20 protein-coding genes are annotated in these 19895 nt (G+C 56.3%); 12 read left to right on the forward strand and 8 right to left on the reverse strand.

Going from position 1 to position 19895, the window contains the following annotated elements; all coding sequences use genetic code 11:
• The first annotated feature begins 24 nt into the window (after positions 1-24).
• Genes J2Z75_RS25660 through J2Z75_RS25670 form a run of 3 tightly spaced genes read left to right on the forward strand, consistent with a single transcriptional unit; the run spans position 25 to position 2761 of the window.
• A complete protein-coding gene (locus J2Z75_RS25660) occupies positions 25-1005 on the forward strand; it encodes an ABC transporter permease (protein ID WP_209856260.1) in 981 nt (326 codons plus the stop codon).
• On the forward strand, positions 1002-1877 hold the full coding sequence (locus J2Z75_RS25665; protein ID WP_037168216.1) for a MurR/RpiR family transcriptional regulator: 876 nt from the start codon (positions 1002-1004) through the stop codon (positions 1875-1877). Before J2Z75_RS25660 ends, J2Z75_RS25665 begins: the two co-directional genes overlap by 4 nt.
• The gene (locus J2Z75_RS25670) at positions 1874-2761 is read left to right on the forward strand and encodes a ribokinase (RefSeq protein ID WP_209856263.1); all 888 of its coding nucleotides are present in this window, start codon (positions 1874-1876) and stop codon (positions 2759-2761) included. The genes J2Z75_RS25665 and J2Z75_RS25670 overlap by 4 nt, the downstream gene beginning before the upstream one ends.
• Before the next feature lie 326 nt (positions 2762-3087).
• Here J2Z75_RS25670 and J2Z75_RS25675 read toward each other — a convergent pair whose 3' ends face one another.
• Complete coding sequence (locus tag J2Z75_RS25675; protein WP_209856266.1) at positions 3088-3900, reverse strand: NYN domain-containing protein; 813 nt, start codon at positions 3898-3900, stop codon at positions 3088-3090.
• Between the two features lie 303 nt (positions 3901-4203).
• Positions 4204-4407, reverse strand: coding sequence for a cold-shock protein (locus tag J2Z75_RS25680; RefSeq protein ID WP_011654114.1), 204 nt, complete (start codon positions 4405-4407; stop codon positions 4204-4206).
• A gap of 143 nt (positions 4408-4550) precedes the next feature.
• Between J2Z75_RS25680 and J2Z75_RS25685 the strand changes: the two genes are divergently transcribed.
• A complete protein-coding gene (locus J2Z75_RS25685) occupies positions 4551-4937 on the forward strand; it encodes a type II toxin-antitoxin system RelE/ParE family toxin (RefSeq protein ID WP_209856269.1) in 387 nt (128 codons plus the stop codon).
• A 30-nt stretch (positions 4938-4967) separates the two neighbouring features.
• On the opposite strand, the gene J2Z75_RS25690 is transcribed toward J2Z75_RS25685, so the two are convergent.
• Positions 4968-5291 carry a helix-turn-helix domain-containing protein gene (locus J2Z75_RS25690; protein WP_018480196.1) on the reverse strand — a complete coding sequence of 108 codons (324 nt, stop codon included), beginning with the start codon at positions 5289-5291 and terminating at the stop codon, positions 4968-4970.
• Between the two features lie 551 nt (positions 5292-5842).
• Here J2Z75_RS25690 and J2Z75_RS25695 point away from each other — a divergent pair.
• The 3 genes from J2Z75_RS25695 to J2Z75_RS25705 all read left to right on the forward strand — a co-directional run bounded on the left by J2Z75_RS25695 (position 5843) and on the right by J2Z75_RS25705 (position 8006).
• Positions 5843-6022 carry a hypothetical protein gene (locus tag J2Z75_RS25695; RefSeq protein WP_209856271.1) on the forward strand — a complete coding sequence of 60 codons (180 nt, stop codon included), beginning with the start codon at positions 5843-5845 and terminating at the stop codon, positions 6020-6022.
• Positions 6006-6662, forward strand: a complete 657-nt coding sequence (locus J2Z75_RS25700; protein ID WP_234937569.1) for a hypothetical protein — start codon at positions 6006-6008, stop codon at positions 6660-6662. Before J2Z75_RS25695 ends, J2Z75_RS25700 begins: the two co-directional genes overlap by 17 nt.
• Before the next feature lie 393 nt (positions 6663-7055).
• A complete protein-coding gene (locus J2Z75_RS25705) occupies positions 7056-8006 on the forward strand; it encodes a PLP-dependent cysteine synthase family protein (RefSeq protein ID WP_209856274.1) in 951 nt (316 codons plus the stop codon).
• Between the two features lie 90 nt (positions 8007-8096).
• Here the strand turns inward: J2Z75_RS25705 and J2Z75_RS25710 are convergent, their stop codons facing one another.
• The 3 genes from J2Z75_RS25710 to J2Z75_RS25720 form a co-directional block, all read right to left on the reverse strand.
• Entirely contained in the window at positions 8097-9083 is a 987-nt protein-coding gene (locus J2Z75_RS25710) for a molybdopterin-dependent oxidoreductase (protein ID WP_209856277.1), read from the reverse strand.
• Between the two features lie 4 nt (positions 9084-9087).
• On the reverse strand, positions 9088-10107 hold the full coding sequence (locus J2Z75_RS25715) for a carbon-nitrogen hydrolase family protein (protein ID WP_209856280.1): 1020 nt from the start codon (positions 10105-10107) through the stop codon (positions 9088-9090).
• A 64-nt stretch (positions 10108-10171) separates the two neighbouring features.
• Positions 10172-10555, reverse strand: coding sequence for a RidA family protein (locus J2Z75_RS25720; protein WP_209856443.1), 384 nt, complete (start codon positions 10553-10555; stop codon positions 10172-10174).
• A 179-nt stretch (positions 10556-10734) separates the two neighbouring features.
• Between J2Z75_RS25720 and J2Z75_RS25725 the strand changes: the two genes are divergently transcribed.
• Both J2Z75_RS25725 and J2Z75_RS25730 read left to right on the forward strand, forming a co-directional pair.
• Positions 10735-11655 (forward strand): LysR family transcriptional regulator, encoded by a 921-nt coding sequence (locus J2Z75_RS25725; protein ID WP_209856283.1) that lies wholly within the window; start codon positions 10735-10737, stop codon positions 11653-11655.
• Positions 11656-11819: 164 nt separating this feature from the next.
• Positions 11820-13025, forward strand: a complete 1206-nt coding sequence (locus J2Z75_RS25730; RefSeq protein ID WP_209856286.1) for an aminotransferase class V-fold PLP-dependent enzyme — start codon at positions 11820-11822, stop codon at positions 13023-13025.
• Positions 13026-13469: 444 nt separating this feature from the next.
• Here the strand turns inward: J2Z75_RS25730 and J2Z75_RS25735 are convergent, their stop codons facing one another.
• Entirely contained in the window at positions 13470-15146 is a 1677-nt protein-coding gene (locus tag J2Z75_RS25735; RefSeq protein WP_209856289.1) for an FAD-dependent oxidoreductase, read from the reverse strand.
• A 53-nt stretch (positions 15147-15199) separates the two neighbouring features.
• Entirely contained in the window at positions 15200-15619 is a 420-nt protein-coding gene (locus tag J2Z75_RS25740) for a MarR family winged helix-turn-helix transcriptional regulator (RefSeq protein WP_209856445.1), read from the reverse strand.
• A gap of 367 nt (positions 15620-15986) precedes the next feature.
• On the opposite strand from J2Z75_RS25740, the gene J2Z75_RS25745 reads away from it, so the two are divergent.
• The 3 genes from J2Z75_RS25745 (at position 15987) to J2Z75_RS25755 (ending at position 19836) form a co-directional block, all read left to right on the forward strand.
• Positions 15987-17402, forward strand: coding sequence for an aminomethyltransferase family protein (locus tag J2Z75_RS25745; RefSeq protein ID WP_209856291.1), 1416 nt, complete (start codon positions 15987-15989; stop codon positions 17400-17402).
• Between the two features lie 164 nt (positions 17403-17566).
• Entirely contained in the window at positions 17567-18427 is an 861-nt protein-coding gene (locus J2Z75_RS25750; RefSeq protein WP_209856294.1) for a methylenetetrahydrofolate reductase, read from the forward strand.
• 239 nt (positions 18428-18666) lie between these two features.
• The gene (locus J2Z75_RS25755) at positions 18667-19836 is read left to right on the forward strand and encodes an ABC transporter substrate-binding protein (protein ID WP_209856297.1); all 1170 of its coding nucleotides are present in this window, start codon (positions 18667-18669) and stop codon (positions 19834-19836) included.
• Positions 19837-19895: the final 59 nt, after the last annotated feature.

Here is a 19895-nt window from a genome sequence, read left to right on the forward strand (position 1 = left end):
GTGGACGAAATAAAGGAACACGTTATGAGCAACTCACCGGCCGCCGCCGACACGAAACTCTCGCCCGCATTCGGCCGCTTCTCGTTTTCTTTGAGAGACGCCGGCACGCTGATCGGCCTCGTCGTCATCATGGCGGTGTTTGCGACATTGGTCCCTGGCTTCCTGTCGGAACGCAACCTCGTCAATATCCTGCAGCAATCCAGCATCAACGCCTGTCTGGCACTCGGCATGACATTGGTGATCATATCGGGCGGTATCGATCTGTCCGTTGGGCCTACCGCTGCGATATCGGCGGTCATCACGGCGACCCTGCTTCTTTCCGGAACCCCGGTTCCGCTTGCGATCCTGGCGGGCCTCGGGATCGGCATGGCCTGCGGTTTCATAAACGGAGTCCTGGTCGCCTATGTCGGGCTGCAGCCCTTCATCGTCACACTCGGAACGTTGAGCACGTACCGCGCACTCGCGCTGATCTATACGGGCGGCAATCCTGTTCTTGGCATCCCGGCGGGTTTTCGATCGCTCTTCAATGGAAACCTGTTCGGTATTCCGATGCCCGTTCTGATCGTTGCCGTCGTGGCGCTGGCCGCCTGGGTCTTGCTCAAGAAAACCCCGATCGGCGAATATCTTCTGGCCGTCGGCGGTAATGAGGAAGCAGCCTACGTCGCCGGTGTCCCAATCGCCCGGACCAAGATCACGGCCTACGTGATCTCCGGTGGACTTGCCGCTCTTGCGTCCCTGATATTGATCGGGCGCCTGGGTGCTGCCGAACCGATCCTCGGCAATCTCTGGGAGCTTGATGCGATTGCCGCCGCGGCCATCGGCGGAGCGTCCCTGATGGGCGGCAAGGGCAGCATCCTGGGAACGATCCTCGGCGCCATCATTCTCGGCACGATGCGCAACGGTCTGACGTTGATGAACGTCCAGGCCTTCTATCAACTGCTGGCAACCGGTCTTATAATCCTCGTCGCGATGATGATCGATCGCGCCACGAGGGGACGAGAATGAATACCGAAAACTTCGACACGAAGGCCGTCGGCCCGCGTATCCGCATGATGATGCCCTTGCTGACGCCGCTTGAAGCAAAGGTGGTCGATACGGTCTTTGCGTTGCGCGACTTCAGCGACGACACATCGCTGAAACAGATTGCCGACGATGCCGGTGTTTCGGAAGCCATGGTGGTGAAGATCACCAAGAAACTTGGTTTTGCCGGATATCGGGATTTCCGCGCGGCGGTCAGCCAGTATAACCGCCAGCCCACGGCCGAAATGCATCAGGAACTCTCGGTCGACGATACGTCGCAGGAGATCGTGCAAAAGGTCTTTCGGACCTCGATCAACGCCCTGGAAGAAACATTGTCGATACTCGACATGGAGGCGTTCGACAGGGCGGCGGATCTGATCCATCGCGCCAAACAGCGCGATTTCTATGGTGTGGGCGGCTCCGCGCAGATTGCACGGGATGTGTCGCACAAATTTCTGCGGATCGGCGTGCGCGCCAGCGTTTTCGATGACTTGCACATGATGCTGATGTCGGCGTCGCTGCTGGTCGATGGAGACATTGCGATCGGCTTTTCCCATTCGGGCAATACCACGGCAGTGATCGAGGCGATCCAGCTTGCCCGGCGAAACGGCGCTCGCACGATTGCTATCACCAACTACAACTCGTCCGCGTTGGCGCAGGCGGCCGACGTGGTGCTTTGTTCCACAGCGCAAGGTTCCCCTTTGATGGGCGAGAATGCCGCCGCGCGGATTGCGCAGCTCAATATTCTTGACGCCGTGTTCGTTGCCGTTGCCCAGCGTGACTACAAAGCTGCCGAACGCAATCTCGAGCGGACCATGTCCGCCGTCACGTCCAAACGAAAAGATCGACTCCCATGACAACTGCACCCCTCGTCACCGTCTTTGGCAGCCTCCACTACGACATCGCCGTGATGGGACCGGCCCGGCCGCGCAAGGGTGAAACAGTGACGGGGACATCATGGCATCCGAAAAGCGGCGGCAAAGGCGGTAACCAGGCCGTTTCGTCGGCACGCACGGGTATTGCGACGTCGATGATTGGGGCGGTTGCCGATGACGAATTCGGGCGGTTTCTCATTGAAAATCTCGATCGTAAAAATGTCGATCACACCTTCGTTCGGCGCGATGCGTCGCACTCCACCGGCATGAGCGTGGCGATCTTCGATGCCGAAGGAGACTATGGCGCAGTCATTGTCTCCGGAAGCAATCTCACCCTTGGCGATGGAGACGTTGCTGCCGCCCGGGATCTTTTGGACAGGACGACGCTGCTTGTTTTGCAGAGCGAAATCCCGGATGCTGCCAATGTCGCAGCGGCGAGAGCCGTCAAACGGGCCGGAGGTCGTATCCTAATCAATGCTGCGCCGGCACGACCGCTGTCTGTCGATCTTCAATGCCTCGTTGATATCATCGTCGTGAACGCCATCGAAGCCGAGATGCTAACGGGACTTCCCGTCGTCGAAACGCTCGATGGCGCACTGCAGGCTGCCAAGACGCTGGCCAATGTCTTTCCGGAGGTTGTGGTAACCGCAGGTGGCGCGGGTGCCGCCTTTGTAAATCGCGAGGGGGACGAAATCCTCATTGAAGCAGTCAAGGTCGATACTAGAAGCACCCACGGCGCCGGTGATGAGTTCATTGGCGTGCTGGCGGCGGAAATTGCGTCCGGGAAAACGATGGCAGATGCGCTTCAGAAAGCAAACATGGCAGCTGCCAAGTTGGTGAGTACACCTGAAAAAGATCGTGTTTGACGCGGCTGATCTTTAAGAAGCTGCCCCAAAAAGAGCTGAATGATTTTAGCCAGTTGTGGGTCCTTCGGATTTGCAAAGATTTGGTGGAGATCACTATGGCCTGGACTGAAAACACCCGGCGGAATTATGTCCGCCGGACGCTTCGATATGCAAGCGACGTTAGTCTACGGCTCGTAATAGGGGTTGCTATTCATTCGTCGTCTCATGATGAGGCGTGCAGCATGTAGACTACGTCGTCAAGGAACGATGGAAGGAGGCTTTTCCGCTGGTCCTCGATCCGGGAGAGGCGTTCCTCGATGCTCTAGCGTGCCGTCGGAATGCTCCTTTCACCTGTTGGTCGCGGTGGATGCCGGTTTGAGATGGATGAGGACGCCTTTCTGCGTCTTGCCGGATCGGTCGATGTCGAATTTCCCCGTCGCCTCGACCAGTTCGCTGAGACGGGCAAAGCCGTAGTTTCTGGAATCGAATTCGGGTGACTGCTTTGCGACATGACTGCCGACAGCACCGAGATTGACCCAGCCGTCTTCGTCGGCGGTGGCGATGACGGCTTTGGTCAGCATATCGATCAGGTTCTTGTCGATCTTGCTCTTTATGGGGGTTACCGGGACAACCGGCGCAGCGGCTTGGACCGGTTTCGCCTTCTTGGCGGCCTTCCGAGCGGGCTCTGCTGCTGCAACGACGGCAGCCGGTTCTTCGACCGACGCATTGAGCACGTCGAAATAGACGAACTTGTCGCAAGCAGTGATGAAGGGACGAGGGGTCTTGCGCTCTCCGAATCCGTAGACGGTCACACCCTGTTCGCGGATCCTCGCTGCAAGTCTGGCGAAATCGCTGTCACTGGAGACAATGCAAAATCCGGAGAAGCGTCCGGTGTAGAGAAGATCCATGGCATCGATGATCATCGCGCCATCGGTGGCATTCTTGCCGGTGGTGTAGGCGAACTGCTGGACCGGCTGGATCGAATGTTCGAGCAGGCATTCCTTCCAGCCGTTGAGATTGGGTTTGGTCCAGTCGCCATAGACACGTTTGACGCTGGCGGTTCCGTAATTGGCGATCTCGGCGAGTAAGCCTTTGACAATTTTGGGCGTTGCGTTGTCGCCGTCGATGATCAGCGCCAGTGTTGCGTTTGCCTCTGCCATCGGATCGTTCCTTTTCCATAATCTCATTCGAGAGCTTAGCGGAAATAGGCGACACGGACGGTTTCGACGACGTCCCTGTCAGCGTCAGCCTGGTGCGATCGTCTGTTTCTGATACCAGCGTTCGACCGGAAATCTCGCGTCTTAGGGAACGGGCTCTGTATAGTCTCCAACTCGGGATAAGTGCCCGACTTGCACATCAATACTTTGAAGGTGAAGAGCCGTAATTTTCAGTAAGCCCCGTAGAGCGCGGACGAGACCAGCTTGCCCAGATTTGACGATCAGGCTGGTCTCGCGGCCGACAGGTCAGAGCACGCTAACGTTCTCAGCCTTCGATTTTCCGGTCTTGCGGTCCTGGCCAACTTCGAAAGTGACCTTGTCACCTTCTCTCAGCGACCCGCCTTGCTGCAAAGCGGACACGTGAACGAACACGTCCGTTCCGCCCGTCTCCGGGGTGATGAAACCAAATCCCTTATCATCGTTGAAAAATTTAACAGTACCGGTTGGCATGACAGTTCCTTTTCAAATTTCGCAGCCGTTCACTCAAAGCTGTGTTAAAGTTGCATATCTGGGTGTGCTTTGCATCCAGGCAAACCCAACCCCGCTTAGCGGGAGAAAGAGAGTCCTATAAGCAATGAGGAATTTGAAACTAGATGTCCAAGAAATTTAAGTTTGTGAACGACGGCGCCAAGCGCGCCTTTATGGACCTTCCGACCGATATTAGAATCAATTTTTCAGGCGAGATCCGAAGAGTTCAGGAGGGAGAGGACCCGCTGGATGACTTCAAGGTTCTCAGAGGCGAATGGAAGGGCGTCATCGAGCTGCGCGAGAACGGTTCGCCCGCCTATAGAGCCGTCTACTGCGCAAAACACCTCGACACTGTCTACATTCTCCACGCCTTCACCAAGACCAGCGAAAAGGCTGATCAGAAGGAAATGGACACTGCACTGTCCCGCTACAAGGAGATGATGGCCGAGGTCCGGGAAGTGACCCAGGCTGAAGCGAAGGCGGCTAAAGACAAAAAACCGGCGAAGAAATAACACTCCGAAACTGGAGCAAGGAGAGGCCGGTTATGCGGCCTCTTTTTGTTTTTCTTCGACACGGCAAACCACGTGATGGTTGCCATCAAGCGACGGCTTGAAGCGATAGCCGAGGACTGCCAGGTAGCCAAAAAGCTTCTGGACCGAAAGGACGGCGATCTTACCGCGCACGAGTTCACTGACGCGCGACTGCGGGATGTCGAGCGCGGCGCCGATATCGGCGTTCTTCCAGCCGCGCTCCTTGAAGATGGCGACCAGCGTGTTGACAAGGTCCGATCGCAACGTCAAATCCGCAGCTTCGATCGGATCGTCCGTGATCGCTTCAAAGATGTTGTCGTATTCAAGCTGTGTCATCGCACAATTCCAAACTTCAAAATTACAGAATTCTGTAAATATGCCAAAATGACGGAGCCGTCAAGTTGGCGACGCTGAATCGTGCGAACCCGGTGCGGAACGCCGCAACGCCATCGCCCTTGGGCCGGGCAGGTGGCTGAGCTAAAGTCTTGCTGCCAGCAAGTCTTCACCGTTCAAGCTTTCATCCCTGATGCCCGTCTCGGCGGGGTCGTTCGAAGCGCATCAGAAGCGACTTTGGCAATCCCGCTGCCATACGGAAGGCAGAATTCATCCAATGCTATCCGGGGTTTTTGACCGCCGACGGATCGAATGATCGGATGGTTGGCCTGCAATTCGGACCGGATCAACGAACGCTCCAAACCATTGGCATTTCCGATCCCGCTCTCTTGTCTGGCATCCCTAATCCAGTCCCGTCCTTGGACGGTCACCCCACGAGGGGTTCGCAGTTCCTGCGACCTCTCTGGCTGCGCCGCCGAGGTGACCGCGGCCGGGCCTGGACCAAACGGGCGCCATCGAGCGGGGATCGGCCCCGCCAACGGATGGAGCCTAACATGTCGGATCTCAGCCTCGTACAAAACCACGCATTCGATCTTGCCCAGACCCTGATGGTCCCGGTCACCCTCTTCGAAATAGACAGCGAAATCGGCGTCATGCCTTCCGCCGAGTATGACGGCGACGAGGACGCCATCATCAATATCTATGACCCCTTTGCCTATGGATCGGCTCATTGAGCCGATCACCCCTTCGGGGGAGCGCGTGCCGCTTGCGCTGATGCGCACGCAAGGGAGGCTTCGCCGCGAGCTTGTCCCGCAGATCTGCAGATTGCGAACCGCGCCCTTGCACGCTTCCATCTTCGCGGCCTGGGCGCTGATGGCACTGATAGTGAGGAAAATTAAAGAAGAGAATATGGAAAAGAACGACATCGAAGAACTGCGCGCCCGGGTGGGCTGCGCAGCGTTCCTTGAGCATGAGGGCTTCGCAATAGACAGGAAAGAGAGCACACGCCGGGCAGTCAAATTCCGGCGCGACGACGACATCATCATCGTAATACACGACGACAGGGGCTGGTTCGACGTTCGTTCGGACGCGAAGGGCGATGTGTTTGCTCTTGCAAGCTATCTGCGCGGAATCGGATTTACGGAGGCCCTGACGGTGGTCGGCGATCTCGTCGCGTTTCAGCCCACCGCACCGACTTGGGAGAAGCCTCTCCGTCAAACGCAAACGGGGCTTCGGTCGCTGACCGCTGGAACCACCGAAAACGGCCGTGGCGCGCATCGGCGACGTGGAGCTATCTTCGACAGAACCGGGCGCTGCCATGGCAGGTCATCTCTGCTGCCATCGAAGCAAACTTTAGCAAGATTGTCCGCGTAATTCTAATTATGATCATCCCGAAAAGGAGCCCAGAATGTTGATCCCGCCAGTTTTGCCAAATTTTTTTGCCATTCGTGCGATCCGTTAAGGCCACGAAATCCTAGATTATCATGTATAGCTCAATGGGCCGGTTTTCCCGAGCTCGATCTAAGCCTTCGACTAATGGGATACGGGAAGTGACCGTTTTACTGGTGACGTGGAAGGCTACATCTTAAACTGCGGCGGCTGTCCAACGGGTTCACCCCCGAAAACCCTCCTACAACGCATACGGGCGCCATCGAACTTGGCACCGGCACAGTTGGCGCCCCATCGAAAGCTCAACGCGCGTCAAAAATTCATGCAGGTGGCTCGCCCAATGGGCGCTAGACGATCAACCGGAAGGACAAATGAAACATGCAACTAAGCCCCCCGCCACCTGTCGAGTCCGCGCTCGATGCTATTGGCAATACACCGGTGATACGCCTGCGTCGCGTCGTACCGGAAGGGAGTGCTCAAGTCTTTGTGAAGCTCGAGTATTTCAATCCGACAGGTTCCTATAAAGACCGCATGGCAAAATCCATCATAGAAGAGGCTGAGCGGCGCGGGGATTTGAAGCCAGGAATGACAGTAGTTGAGGCGAGTGGGGGAAGCACTGGGTCCTCGCTCGCCTTCGTTTGCGCAGTGAAAGGCTATCATCTCATCGTGGCTTCTTCCAACGCCTTTGCCATGGAGAAATTGCGTACCATGCGCAGCTTTGGCGCAACCGTTGATCTGATCCACAGCCCGTCAGGCGAAATTTCGGCCGATCTAATTCCGTCAATGATCCGTCACGCCCAGGAGGTCTCCAAGCGGTCGGACTGCTATTATTCGGACCAATTTAACAACCGCGACGCCTTGATAGGCTACGAAGACATCGGCCACGAGTTGGTCACACAATTTCCAGACGGTATCGACGCCTTCTGTGGCGCGGTTGGCGTGGCCGGAATGACAATGGGCGTGGCGAGGATTCTTAAATCGCGCTCAGCGTCGGTTCGGATCGTGGTTCTGGAGCCGGCCTCTTCACCTGTCATATCGGAGGGTTGGGCGGGAACCCACCATGTCGAAGGCATAGGGGTAGGCTTCGTTCCGCCTTTGCTCAGTCGGGATCTATATGACGAAGCACGCAGCATTCCGGAAGAAGAAGCACGTGCTATGTGCCACCGGCTGGCACGGGAAGAAGGATTGTTGGTCGGTACGTCCACGGGCCTCAACGTCACTGCGGCGATTCGTTTGGCCAAGGAGTTGGGGCAGGGTAGGACGGTCGTCACGGTCGCGAGCGATACCGGTCTAAAGTACATGAACGGGAAGCTTTTTGCAGATTCCTGACAACGCGCGCTCGATGTTCCTTAGCGCAGTTTTTGGAGCATCCTGTCAGCGCGGTAGGGAAGGTTCATAATCGTCACTACGGGCGAACACCTAGGCACCAATTTGAACTTGGACTGAGTGCACTGCGTTTCTTGCGTCCGATGGCGGCTGTCCTTCGCCAAGCTCGTTGGTGCAGCGACATAGCAGGACACGCTGGCCAGATGCTGGGATCCATGGCAACTCGAACCGCTGCCAACTTCTATCCTCGCGCGGACCTACGGTGGCTCTTTGCCACGAGCCTCCTCCATCCACGCTGACTTCCACGGCTGCTGTCTGACGATCTCCCCAAGCCCAACCCCATATTTTTGTTGGCACATCAGCCAACAGTAGATCGTGAGGGGATGGCGACACGATAACGGACTCCGGGGCGACGCTCCAAACTGGCTTCACCCCTGATGGCGTGGGATCGTTATAGAAGCGCGTCGTATAGGCGCCGCTCGCCCGCCGGTTCGCGGCCGTGATGGAACCAACCCACTTTACGGAATTCGTGCCGTACCAACCCGGCACAACCAGTCGAACCGGACCTCCACGCTCCGGAGTGAGCGGCCGGCCGTTGATCTCAAGTGCAAGAATAACCTCTTCTGCGAGTGCTTTCTCGATAGGCAGGTCTTTTTGATAGGCTTCTTCAATTTCGGCGTATTCGCCCCACTCGAGGCCGGACGTCCATACATATGACGCATCGGTGCGGATCTTTGCACGTTCCAGAACAAGCGATAGCGGCACGCCTTTCCAAACCACATTTCCGATCCTGCGCTTGGCGACTGTCGGGGCAAGAGGGCTTCCAGCGCATTCGTGAAATGACATGTACTCGCGCTGAGGCATGGCTTGAAGATCCGAGAGACGCAACCTCGTTGGGTTGTCCACGAGGCCATCGACATCGAGATGCCAATGGTCGGGGTCGATGTTCAGAAACCCCATATGCGTCACCAGAAAAAGATCGTCCTCCGGAGTGATCCAGGAGTTGAGGGCATGAACCCCTTCAGCCGGACCTTGGAAGGAGAAGCCCTTCTTTATCATGTGCATACCCGTCCGCGTCATCGCCTTACTCCTCTAGGGCCGGTGCATCGAAGCGGGTTCCATATTCCTCCCGGCCTTCTTTGAACCGGATCGGTTTGCGGCGTGTCCGATTGACAGTGACGTCGAATATATCGAAGCGGTTGTAACCAGCAACGACGTCATGAAATCGTTTCGGTTCCACACACTCGTCCAGATCGATATGGGCATAACCGATACCTCCATCGATCATTTCATCACCAATTGGGGCTCCAGTCGGTCCAAGGAAAAAGCTGCTGGCCCGCGGACTGGCATCTATGATAGCTGCGATTTTGGGGTCATCCAAAGCAATAGCTCTGCGTGCGCTTTCATCGAACCGGCCGGCGACAACGATGCCGAAGCACTTGCCCTCGAAACAATGGGCTGAGGCCCGGATGCGGTTGGCTGCCCGGTTGTCGTAGTTGTCGCTCTCTGTCGGAACGCGAGTGGGCCAGATCGGCGGATAAGTGCTTATATGAACCTGCTCGGCCTGCGTCATCAGACTATAGCGCGCGAGTGGATTTGTGTTTTCCCCGCAAATGAGACCGCCAATACGGCCAATTCTTGTATTTGCGACGACCAGACCTGCGCCGTCGCCGGGATCCCAAACCAGTTTCTCGAAGAAAGTTGCGACCAGCTTTCGATGGTGGATCAGGATCTCACCCGTATCGGAGATCAGGACATTGCTATTCCACAGACCCGCGACACTTGCCGGGTTGCGCTCGGAGAAACCGATTGAAACGAAAACACCGTTGTCGGACGCAGCTTTCCGCACACGCTCGATTTCAGGTCCGTCCACGTATACGGAGGCATTCAAGAAGCACTTAAAATGTTCGTGCGATTGAATGGGTGGGTAAAGTGCCGCCCAGACGGGGAAACCGGGAAGAAAGCTTTCGGAAAATACCACGAGCGATGCGCCGTTTCGCGCAGCCTCTGCTATTGCCGAACAAGCCTTCTCAGCGCTCGCCTGGGGATCGAGATAAACGGGGGCAATATGAGCAGCGGCGGCCTTGAAGGTCATATTTCCCATCGACATTCCTCTCCTCATGAAGTTTTGGCGATTGGCCATTTCGACAAGGTCGCCAATGACCGGGTCACGAGTGCCGTTTTGCCGTTAGACCGATTTCAATGCGTGCACCAAGGGGCAGGCTGGCGCAGCCGATTGTGGTGCGGGCAGGATAGGGCGATGAAAATCGCGTTGCGTAAATCTCGTTCATTTGAGCGAAGTCGTCCATGTTGGTGAGATAGACGTTGACGGATACGACATCATCCGGCCCGAGGCCTGCTGCCTCCAGGACCTGAAACAGATTATCGAAACACTGGCGGGTCTGATCAGCAACATTTCCTTCGACAAGTTTGCCGGTGCCCGGATCAAGTGGAGTCTGACCGGAGCAGAACAGCAAGTCGCCGGCCCAGGTCGCGTGCGAATACGGTCCTACTGCCGCAGCGTTCGAAGCATTCACAGTTCGTCTTGACATGGTTCCTCCAAAGGCAGGTTCAAGCGGCGCCAACCTGCTGGCGGTCAGCGTGTCCGCAGGGCATCTTGCTTCATTGCACGCTGCACGTTCAGCTTTACAGCCCTCGAAACTAACAGAACGAATTTGCGCGCCAATGCGAATAGGATGGACTACGCTGTGCAAAAATAGACGGGGATACTATGGCGACTGCAATCGATCATCTTGATTGGGACGATCTCAAACTCTTCCTCATCGTCGTCCGGTGCAAGAGCGTGACAGGAGCAGCCCGTGAACTGAAAGTCAGCCACTCCACCGTATCGCGTCGGCTTGCTCGTCTGGAATATACGGTTGGCGGCGCACTCGTCGAACGGACGAAGGACGGACTTTTGCTGACACCCGCCGGGCTGGTTACAATGCGGCGAGCGGAGGAAATCGAGAACGGTGTGAATGCTCTTCGAAGCGACGTGAGCAATCGTGACGAAATTCGCGGCACGGTCAGATTAGCCACCATGGAAGGCATCGCAACGCTTTATCTCTCACAGCGCCTTGTTGAACTCAGTAGCCGGTACCCTGATCTTGACCTTGAACTTGTAACATCGCCGCAATCCGTTCGGGTCGCTCGCCGGGAAGCGGATCTGTTCTTAAGCTTCTTCAAACCGCATGGAACTTCGCTCGACAGTCAGTTGATCGGGCGCTTCAGGACGGGCTTGTTCGCTTCGCAGGCCTATCTGGAGCGTAACGGCGTTCCCTCTCACGCGGCGGATCTTAGCGAGCACCGCTTTGTTGGCTATATCGAAGAGCTGGTCCAGCTCGAAAGCGTTCTCTGGCTAGAGGAACTTGTACCCACCCCGAAGATTGCGTTCAGCTCAAACAGCATGTTGTCGCAGATGTTTGCCGCGTCTGCAGGCGCAGGTATCGTAGCCCTTCCGGAATTCGCACGCAGCTTGGACATTGGTCTCGTTCCAGTGCTCGACGAGTTGAAGGGCGAACGCGAGATCTGGATGTCGGCACATCAAGACTTAGCTTATCTCCCGAGAGTGAAAGCCGTAAAGCAATTCTTGAGGGAGTCAGTTCGTCGCGACGAACAACGCTTGCTGAGAAACGCACCCTGGTCACGGTGAAATTACGCAAGTTGGTGCGAGCGGAGCAGTTCTGGCCTGCTGAATTAGCGGCCAGTCACACATAACGAGCAATTCTGCACAGCGGCTTGCGAAAGTATCGGCTGCCGCGACAATGCAAATTGCGTCAACAAGATAGCTGGCTCGATCAAAGGAAGGAAACCCTCATGTCACAAATCAGGGGCGACGCTCGCAAGACTTTGGATCTCCTTCGCCTGCGTGCTGATACTCCCGGCACAAAGAACAGAAACCATCTGAACAATGCTGGGGCGGCGCTGATGCCGAGCCCGGTGATCGATGCAGTGATCGGTTATTTGAACCGGGAAGGCGAAATTGGAGGTTACGAGGCGGCGGCGGAGGCCAACTCGCTGTTAGAGGGAGCCTATGACAGCTTGGCGACTTTTGTAAACTGCGCTCGCGACGAGATAGCGATCGCTGAAAACGCAACGATCGCCTGGCAGCGCGCATTCTATTCCCTCTCTTTTGGACCTGGGGACCGGATCCTGACGGCAAGTGCCGAATTTGCAGCGAACTACATCGCCTTTCTGCAGGTTGCCAAGCGCACCGGCGTATCGATCGAGGTCATTCCGAATGACGCCTCTGGCATCCTGGATCCGGACGCGCTGGTGAAAATGATTGATGATCGCGTTCGGTTGATTGCCGTTACCTGGATCCCGACCAACGGCGGGCTTATCAATCCAGCAGCAGCGATCGGTCGAATTGCACGAGACAATGGCATTCTCTATCTGCTCGACGCATGCCAGGCTGCCGGTCAAATCCCGATCGATGTTAACGCTCTCGGCTGCGACATCCTCACCGCTACTGGCAGGAAGTTTCTCCGTGCACCGCGGGGAACTGGTTTCATGTACATGCGCAAATCCGTCCTGGAAACGATCGAGCCAGCGATGATCGACCTTTATGGCGCGCCTTGGACTGCGCCCGGTCGATACGAATTGCGACCTGATGCTAGACGTTTTGAAACTTGGGAGAAGAACTATTCGGTTCGTCTTGGCCTGCGGACGGCAGTGGACTACGCCCTCGGCATTGGGCTCAAGAACATCGAAGAGCGTTGCAAACACCTTTCGACAATGCTTCGCGAAGGCCTGAGGGGGATGCGTGCGGTGTCCGTACATGATCTCGGAGCGCCACTTGCGTCCATCATCTCATTCACGGTTAAGGGCTGGGACTCGTCAGCCGTCTTGGCCCACCTGACTAGCAAGGGAATCAACGTCTCGGTTTCGCCTCCCTCCAGTACCCCTGTTGATGCCTACACGCGACAACTTCCGCCTGTCGTACGAGCGTCGCCACATTACTACAATTCGGAGGAAGAGATCGATGCGTTCCTCAAGGCGATTGCCGGTATTGCCTTGTAGCGGATCTGCTCGGCTGGCGAATGAAGCAGCTCGCTTCTAAGAGGCAGTTGATACGTCACCTCATATCAAGTCACGTTGCCAGTCAAAAGGTATCAAACCATGACGGGTTCTTAACTCGCCACAGTATCAATCGAAAGCCGCTGCCAATGGCGGCTATTAATGGTGCAGGTGCGAGGGTTAGCTATGGTGATCGGATTGCCTCGAGATCAATCGGCGCTTCCCAATGCAGACGAGTTCGCCGGCGGTGACTGCGCGCGAGTTTCGCCGAGTTCAGGAAGGAATTCATTCCTATCACGGACGACGGCTTTGCACCCTTCAGCTACTCTGCGGTCAATGTTATTTTAGGCGTGTGAGGTACTCCGGGTTGGAGCCTAGCTGCAATCGTGGCATGAATGTACTTTGGAACGGGTGAACACGCTCCAATTCAGGTTCTTTATTTTCGCCTCATCCGGCGGCAGGATCATGGGGATGTGAGTACCCCAAGACTGTCTTGATGACTGTTGCACCGTGAGCGGGGTCATCACCACGCCAGGCGACGACTTGATCGGGTCTGATCAACACAAGGGGTTCACGATAAAGTTCGAGAAGTTGGTCAGACTCGATATCGACGACGGCAAGTTCCATCGACATCATCGAGGCTGCGGCGACCAACTCGTCGCCACTGCAGGTAGACGGACGAAGCCTGAGAAGTGTCCACTCGAACCCGAACCTGTCGAATAGGGATGTGTGAGGATCGAGCCACAGATGAGGCGCTCTTCCACCCGGCGACGCGGTGGGCGTGTAAACATCGGGAAGGTCAGGGGCATCATCGGCTGCTTCGGAAAAAATGACCGGGGAATTGTAACGAGCACCGAAAGTCACACCTGGAATGTTGAATTCTGCCCGTCCATGAGCTTCCAGATATGCGCCAGCTTCTTTGCGTATTTCCAAACCGAGGTCAGACTGCGTTTCCAGTCCGAGTTTTGGCGCGTAGTTCCCGATCGACTCGGCGAAGTTCTTGGCAAACCCGGTATTCCTGATCGCAACGGGTCGCCGCTCCTGTTCATATGTCTCGAGAAGTCGCGAAGATGCACTTTGCTTGATCACCGCAGCAAGCTTCCAACCTAGGTTGACCGCATCATCAACGGCCGTGTTATAGCCCAAGCCACCTGCGGGCGTGAAAAGATGAACTGCGTCGCCGCCGAGAAAGACCCGGCCTTGTTGAAACTTCACCGCAACCAGCGCATAGCCGGCTGTCCAGGTGCCGCGAGACAGAATTTCCGCATCAATTGGGTACCCCACCGCCGCTCGAAACATCTCGATGGCCTGGTCGTCGGAAATATCGTCTTCGCGCTCACCGTCTTTCAATTGGGTATGAAAGGCGAATTCGCCCTTACCATCGACCGCCGCCATAAATGCGCGGCGTTCGTCGTTGAATGCAACATTCATCCAAGCGGGTGGGAACGGAACGACGTCGTAGAACTGTGGGCACCGTAGGTAGAGGGCAAACATTTTACCGCCAAAGAAGTCCCGGACAGCACCGCCGTCGCCTTGGTAGCGGATGCCAAGCGCCTTGCGAACGGCGCTTCGGGCGCCATCCGCCCCGACAAGGTATTTGCACCGGACCACGCGCGTCGCTGCCCCCTCCACCTCACTGGCCGTGACAGTTACAGCGTCACCGGTGTCGTTGAATTCAGAGACACGCCAGCCGTAATTTATCGAAATCGGCGACAGTGCCTCCGCGTGCTCGCGAAGGACGCGCTCGACAAATTTCTGAGAAACTCTGTGGGGCAGTTCGGCCGCGCTCCACGATCCTGTCATCGTTAGGACGCGTTCCCGCGCCTCTTTGGCAGAGGGAAGACGAAAACGGGCCAGTTCGTGACGAGCGAAGCGTGTGAAATAGGCGATATCCGTCGGGAAATCCTCCGGCATACCCAGCGCACGGATTTCGTCTGCAAACCCAAGGCGCCGATAGTGCTCCATCGTTCTGGCCTGAGTGGCGTTTGCCTGCGGATTGAAGGCGGTCGACGCCTTCTCATCAAAGAGCACGGCAGAAATTCCCCGGCGGCCAAGCTCGTTTGCAAGCATCAGTCCAAACGGTCCGCCCCCCGCAATGACGACGTCGAAAGCTTCACCGGTCACTTGTTACCCTCCCAAATCCTGTCTGCAGATTTAGTAAGGAAACCGGACCAAAGTCAACCGGCTAGATCGGGCTGTTTTCCCTGGCGAGCTTCGACATATTTCCCCAATGCCTCAACGAGCAGGTCGACCATTGCGACGCCGAGTTCCTCACGCATCTCATTCTCCGCGACTTCGAGGCTCTGATGAAATGCTTCAAGCCACTCGAACCCCTTCTCCGTGAAGCATACCAGCTTTGCTCGACCATCGGCTGGATCGGGCCGCTTTTCTATAAGGCCCGTGCGCTCCACTTGATCAACCAGCTCGCTCATCGACTGTTTCGTCAACGAAGCGCGTCTGGCGAGTTCGGTTAGCCTCGTTCCGTCCTCATCGAGGTTCCGGGTCAGGTTGATATGGGCCGAGGTCAGTTCCGCATGCCCGTGATCCTTGAGATGTTCAATAATCCTGTTTTCAAAAATTCTGACCGCCTCGTTCATGCGACGACCGATGTTGTTCCTGCGCCACGCGTTGCGTAAAGTCATTTTTTGCCACCTTCAGAGTCATCTTCTTCAACGAGTAGAGTTCATGCCCCTTTTTTTCCAGCCCGAATTTCAAAATGATTGACACAGGCTAAAATAAAATCATATGGTCAGGCATCCGAACTAAATTGGGTTTGCGTTGAGCGTCGGATGGGGTCGTGCGTGGGAGGCAATTTTGCTCTGATCCCGTCTGAATTCTCCGAAATGCCTTCCGGGGTCTCTATGCGACGTGATGCGGAGGGCATCTCGCATACGGGTAAAGGTGTGAACTCGCTTGAAAAGCTGGCGCCGTGGAATGAAACGGAATGAGGAGGATACTTTCACAATGGTTAAGTCGAATGGCGGAAGGTCGCTGCAAAATCTGGTGGACGAGAAAAGCAATCTTGTCGACTATTTCTACAACGACACCTTGGCACCTCATTATCGGGCTCGAACCGGTTTGACCGCTGCGTTCATCCCCCCGGAATTCACCAATTGGCGGGATGAACAAAGAGCTTGGCGGGAAACTGCAATCCTTTTCGATCAGTCTCATCACATGCCCGAGCTCCTGTTGAAGGGTCCGGACGCTTTCAAGCTGTTGCAGCGCCTCGGCATCAACAGCTTGGCAAACTTCACCAACGACCGGGCTAAGCAGTTTGTCGCATGCACCCCCCGTGGGCATGTTATCGGCGATTGTGTCATCTACAGACTTGGCGACGAAACTTTCGAACTCATCAGCGGCATGCCCGTCTTGAATTGGGTCCAATACAACGCCGAAAAAGGTGGTTACGACGTTACCATCGAGCGCGATGATCCAACGCCTTACAACCCGACCGGCAGGCGATGGTTTTATCGGTTCCAGCTGGAGGGGCCGAACGCCGGTCATATCTTCAATGCTGCTGTCGAGGGTGGAGCCCCCGAGATCGCGTTTTTCAGGACCGCGAAAGTGCGGATTGGCGGATGCGAGGTAATGGTGCTGCGCCATGGGATGGCGGGGCATCTCGGCGCCGAACTTTCCGGCCCCTACGACGATATGGAACGGGTGAGGGCTGCCCTTCTGGAAGCGGGTGAACAGTATGCCCTGAAGCAGGGTGGTACTAAGACATACTTCAGCACGATTTTTGAATTCGGCTGGATGCCCTATCCGCTGCCGGGGATCTACTCCGGTGATGAACTTCGAGATTTCCGTGAATGGCTGTCGGGGAATGGGTGGGAGGCGAACGCCCAACTCGGTGGAAGCTTCGTTTCGGAGAATATCGAAGACTACTATGTGACGCCTTGGGATCTCGGCTATGGCCATATCCTCAAGTTCGACCATGACTTCATCGGCCGTGAGGCGCTGGAATCCCAACCGCCCGAGCAGCGGCGCCAGAAAGTCACGCTGGTGTGGAACCGCGACGACGTCACTGCAATCTTTGCGTCCGCACTTGGACAAGGCCCCCGCTACAAAGCCATAGATCTGCCGGTAGCCTATTATGGCTGGCCCCAGTTCGACGAGGTCCGCAGCCTGGATGGGGCCTTGGTCGGGCACTCATGTCATTGCGGCTATAGCAACAACGAAGGTGAGATGTTGTCGCTTGCCATGCTTGAAGGCCGCAGCGCGGCGCCCGGAACCGAGGTTACACTGACCTGGGGTGAACCTGGGGGTGGATCGCGTAAGCCGCATGTCGAAAAGCATGAACAATTCAAAGTGCGGGCCATTGTGGCGCCTGTTCCTTACGCAAGTTCGGTTCAGAAAATGAAGCGCGCGACAATCAGCTGAATGCGGCGGGCGTCGGTCCCACCTGCATTGGTGCAGGTGGGACCGGAAGGCGATGCCCGTGCGAAAACCAGTCACGCCACATGTGCGGTCGCGCGATCTGCGCCCTCCTGTCGGTAAACCAGTCGAAAATCCCCTTGCGTAGACGCGAGCGGGGCGGGGTCAATATGGACATATCAGGCTTGAAAAGTGAGCACCGGTATCGCGATGTCCTCGAGCGATTTTCGTTGGAAGTCACCGCGAAAGATGCATCGCAGTTGTCGGACCTATCTCCCGACATTCCAAAGGGCACGTTGATATCGGTCCCGTATCTCTCGTCGGAAAGCGGAAACGTTCGCATCTCGGCGGCAAAGACGATACGCCAGTTCGGCTTTGAGCCTATGCCGCACATTGCGGCGAGGAGTATTGGCACCGAGGCCGAGTTGTCAGACGCCCTGTCGGACTTTGTTCGTGAAGCACAGGTCACACGTCTGCTCATTCTTGCCGGCGATCTTGATCCTCCCAAGGGCGCATTTCGCGATACCGCAGCGATCTTGCGGAGCGGTGTCCTGCAACAGCATGCGATCAGACACGTCGCTATAGCTGGGCATCCAGAGGGCCATCCCTTACAAAGCACAGGCATGCTTATCGAAGCGATCTCGGAGAAACGCCGCATTCTCGAAGCGCTCGATCTTGAATGGTCGATTTTTACCCAGTTCACATTCGGTGCGGCTCCAGTGCTTGACTGGATCATCGGAATCCGCAGCAGAGGAATAACGGTGCCCATCCATGTCGGTATTCCCGGGCCAGCAAGCATCAGAACGCTGATGCGGTTTGCGTCGGTCTGCGGCGTCTCCGCCTCGACAGCGGTACTCAAAAAATACGGACTTTCGATCACCCAGCTACTGTCAAGCGCCGGCCCAGACGTTCTCGTCGACGACTACGCCGACGCAATGATCGACGGCGTGTACGGCGATATCCGCCTGCACTTCTACCCTTTTGGTGGCGTTCGCAAATCTGTCGAGTGGATAAGAAGCTACCGGAGATGACGGCACCGCCGTAGTATCTGGCGACGATTTGGTTCGGCAGGTTGACGACGTTGAGCTGAACCAAAGCGACAAGGAACCGAAATATATCTGCATGTCGAGCTTGGTACTGCCGGAGTTGGAGGACCGTCGGCGATCAGCGTCGGCTTGACAATTATAGTACGGTATCCGTACTAATATTTACTGGGGAGAGCGGCTTTCGCCGAGTTGCGTCCGGACGCATTTCCGGGAGGGAGGATAATATGAAATTCAAGAAATTTGCGCTATGCGCCGTGGTAACCGCGGCGTTCTCAACGGCGAGCACCATGGCGTTGGCCGAGACGATCAAGGTGGGTGTTATCGCGACATTTTCGGGACCGAATGCCATCTGGGGCAAACAGTTTCGTGAAGCAATCGATGTCTATGTGGCGCAACATGGAGATGAAGTCGCCGGCAACAAGGTTGAATTTATCTACAAGGACGTCGGAGGCCCAAACGCCGACGCGAGTAAAGCCGCAGCTCAGGAACTCTTGGTGCGCGAGGGTGTGAAATATCTGGCGGGTTTTGATTTCACGCCAAACGCTATCGCTGTCGCGCCCCTCACAAAGCAGGCCAAAGTACCGGCGGTCATCTTCAACGCAGGAACATCGGCGATCAACAAACAGTCGGAATTCTTTCTCCGGACAAGCTTTACCTTGTCACAACTCGCTCAGCCGGCTGCGCAGTGGGCCGCCAAAAGCGGTGCAAAAAAAGTCGTGACAGCCGTATCTGACTACAATCCAGGAATAGACGCAGAAGCGGCGTTCTCCAGTTCGTTTGAGAAGAACGGTGGCGCCATCGTCGAGAAGATTCGTATGCCTCTTCAGACGACGGATTTCGCGCCGTTCATGCAACGGATCAAGGCTTCCGGAGCGGATGCGGTATTTGCGTTCCTGCCCGTGGGTCCAGCAACGTTCGCCTTCACCAAGGCGTACAACGAAAACGGGCTCAAAGCCGCCGGGATTTCTTTTTACGGCACCGGTGAGACCGATGAAACGACGCTGGACGCGCTGGGTGACCAGGCGATCGGCTTGGTCACGGCGTACCACTATTCTGCGGCACATGACTCCGAACTGAATAGGAGCTTCGTTGCCAAGCTGAAGGAGCTCCACCCAGGCTCACACGCCAACATGGCGTCGGTGGGCGCCTACGACGGTGTTGATCTCATCTATAAAATGATCAAAGTGGCTGGAACCGACGGACAAAAGGCGGTCGAGGCAGCGAAGGGATTGGAATGGGAGAGCCCGCGCGGCCCCGTGAAGATCGATCCCGTTTCGCGCCATGTGATTCAAAACGTCTATATCCGGCAGGTGGAGCGAGCCGCGGACGGGACCTTGATCAACAAGGAAATCGCGACGATACCAAACGTTCCGGACCTGGGCTTCAACCCGTAATCTGGTTGCACGTGGCGGGGAATATTCCCGCCACTCTTCCTCTCGTGCCATTTTCCTCG

Origin of the sequence: Rhizobium herbae (genome assembly GCF_017873135.1) — a bacterium.
GTDB classification, from domain to species: domain Bacteria; phylum Pseudomonadota; class Alphaproteobacteria; order Rhizobiales; family Rhizobiaceae; genus Pararhizobium; species Pararhizobium herbae.

Coding starts and splice junctions, on each gene's coding strand:
- J2Z75_RS25660 (WP_209856260.1), top strand. CDS start 25: ATGAGCAACTCACCGGCCGCCGCCGACACGAAACTCTCGCCCGCATTC.
- J2Z75_RS25665 (WP_037168216.1), top strand. CDS start 1,002: ATGAATACCGAAAACTTCGACACGAAGGCCGTCGGCCCGCGTATCCGC.
- J2Z75_RS25670 (WP_209856263.1), top strand. CDS start 1,874: ATGACAACTGCACCCCTCGTCACCGTCTTTGGCAGCCTCCACTACGAC.
- J2Z75_RS25675 (WP_209856266.1), bottom strand. CDS start 3,900: ATGGCAGAGGCAAACGCAACACTGGCGCTGATCATCGACGGCGACAAC.
- J2Z75_RS25680 (WP_011654114.1), bottom strand. CDS start 4,407: ATGCCAACCGGTACTGTTAAATTTTTCAACGATGATAAGGGATTTGGT.
- J2Z75_RS25685 (WP_209856269.1), top strand. CDS start 4,551: ATGTCCAAGAAATTTAAGTTTGTGAACGACGGCGCCAAGCGCGCCTTT.
- J2Z75_RS25690 (WP_018480196.1), bottom strand. CDS start 5,291: ATGACACAGCTTGAATACGACAACATCTTTGAAGCGATCACGGACGAT.
- J2Z75_RS25695 (WP_209856271.1), top strand. CDS start 5,843: ATGTCGGATCTCAGCCTCGTACAAAACCACGCATTCGATCTTGCCCAG.
- J2Z75_RS25700 (WP_234937569.1), top strand. CDS start 6,006: ATGGATCGGCTCATTGAGCCGATCACCCCTTCGGGGGAGCGCGTGCCG.
- J2Z75_RS25705 (WP_209856274.1), top strand. CDS start 7,056: ATGCAACTAAGCCCCCCGCCACCTGTCGAGTCCGCGCTCGATGCTATT.
- J2Z75_RS25710 (WP_209856277.1), bottom strand. CDS start 9,083: ATGACGCGGACGGGTATGCACATGATAAAGAAGGGCTTCTCCTTCCAA.
- J2Z75_RS25715 (WP_209856280.1), bottom strand. CDS start 10,107: ATGGGAAATATGACCTTCAAGGCCGCCGCTGCTCATATTGCCCCCGTT.
- J2Z75_RS25720 (WP_209856443.1), bottom strand. CDS start 10,555: ATGTCAAGACGAACTGTGAATGCTTCGAACGCTGCGGCAGTAGGACCG.
- J2Z75_RS25725 (WP_209856283.1), top strand. CDS start 10,735: ATGGCGACTGCAATCGATCATCTTGATTGGGACGATCTCAAACTCTTC.
- J2Z75_RS25730 (WP_209856286.1), top strand. CDS start 11,820: ATGTCACAAATCAGGGGCGACGCTCGCAAGACTTTGGATCTCCTTCGC.
- J2Z75_RS25740 (WP_209856445.1), bottom strand. CDS start 15,619: ATGAACGAGGCGGTCAGAATTTTTGAAAACAGGATTATTGAACATCTC.
- J2Z75_RS25745 (WP_209856291.1), top strand. CDS start 15,987: ATGGTTAAGTCGAATGGCGGAAGGTCGCTGCAAAATCTGGTGGACGAG.
- J2Z75_RS25750 (WP_209856294.1), top strand. CDS start 17,567: ATGGACATATCAGGCTTGAAAAGTGAGCACCGGTATCGCGATGTCCTC.
- J2Z75_RS25755 (WP_209856297.1), top strand. CDS start 18,667: ATGAAATTCAAGAAATTTGCGCTATGCGCCGTGGTAACCGCGGCGTTC.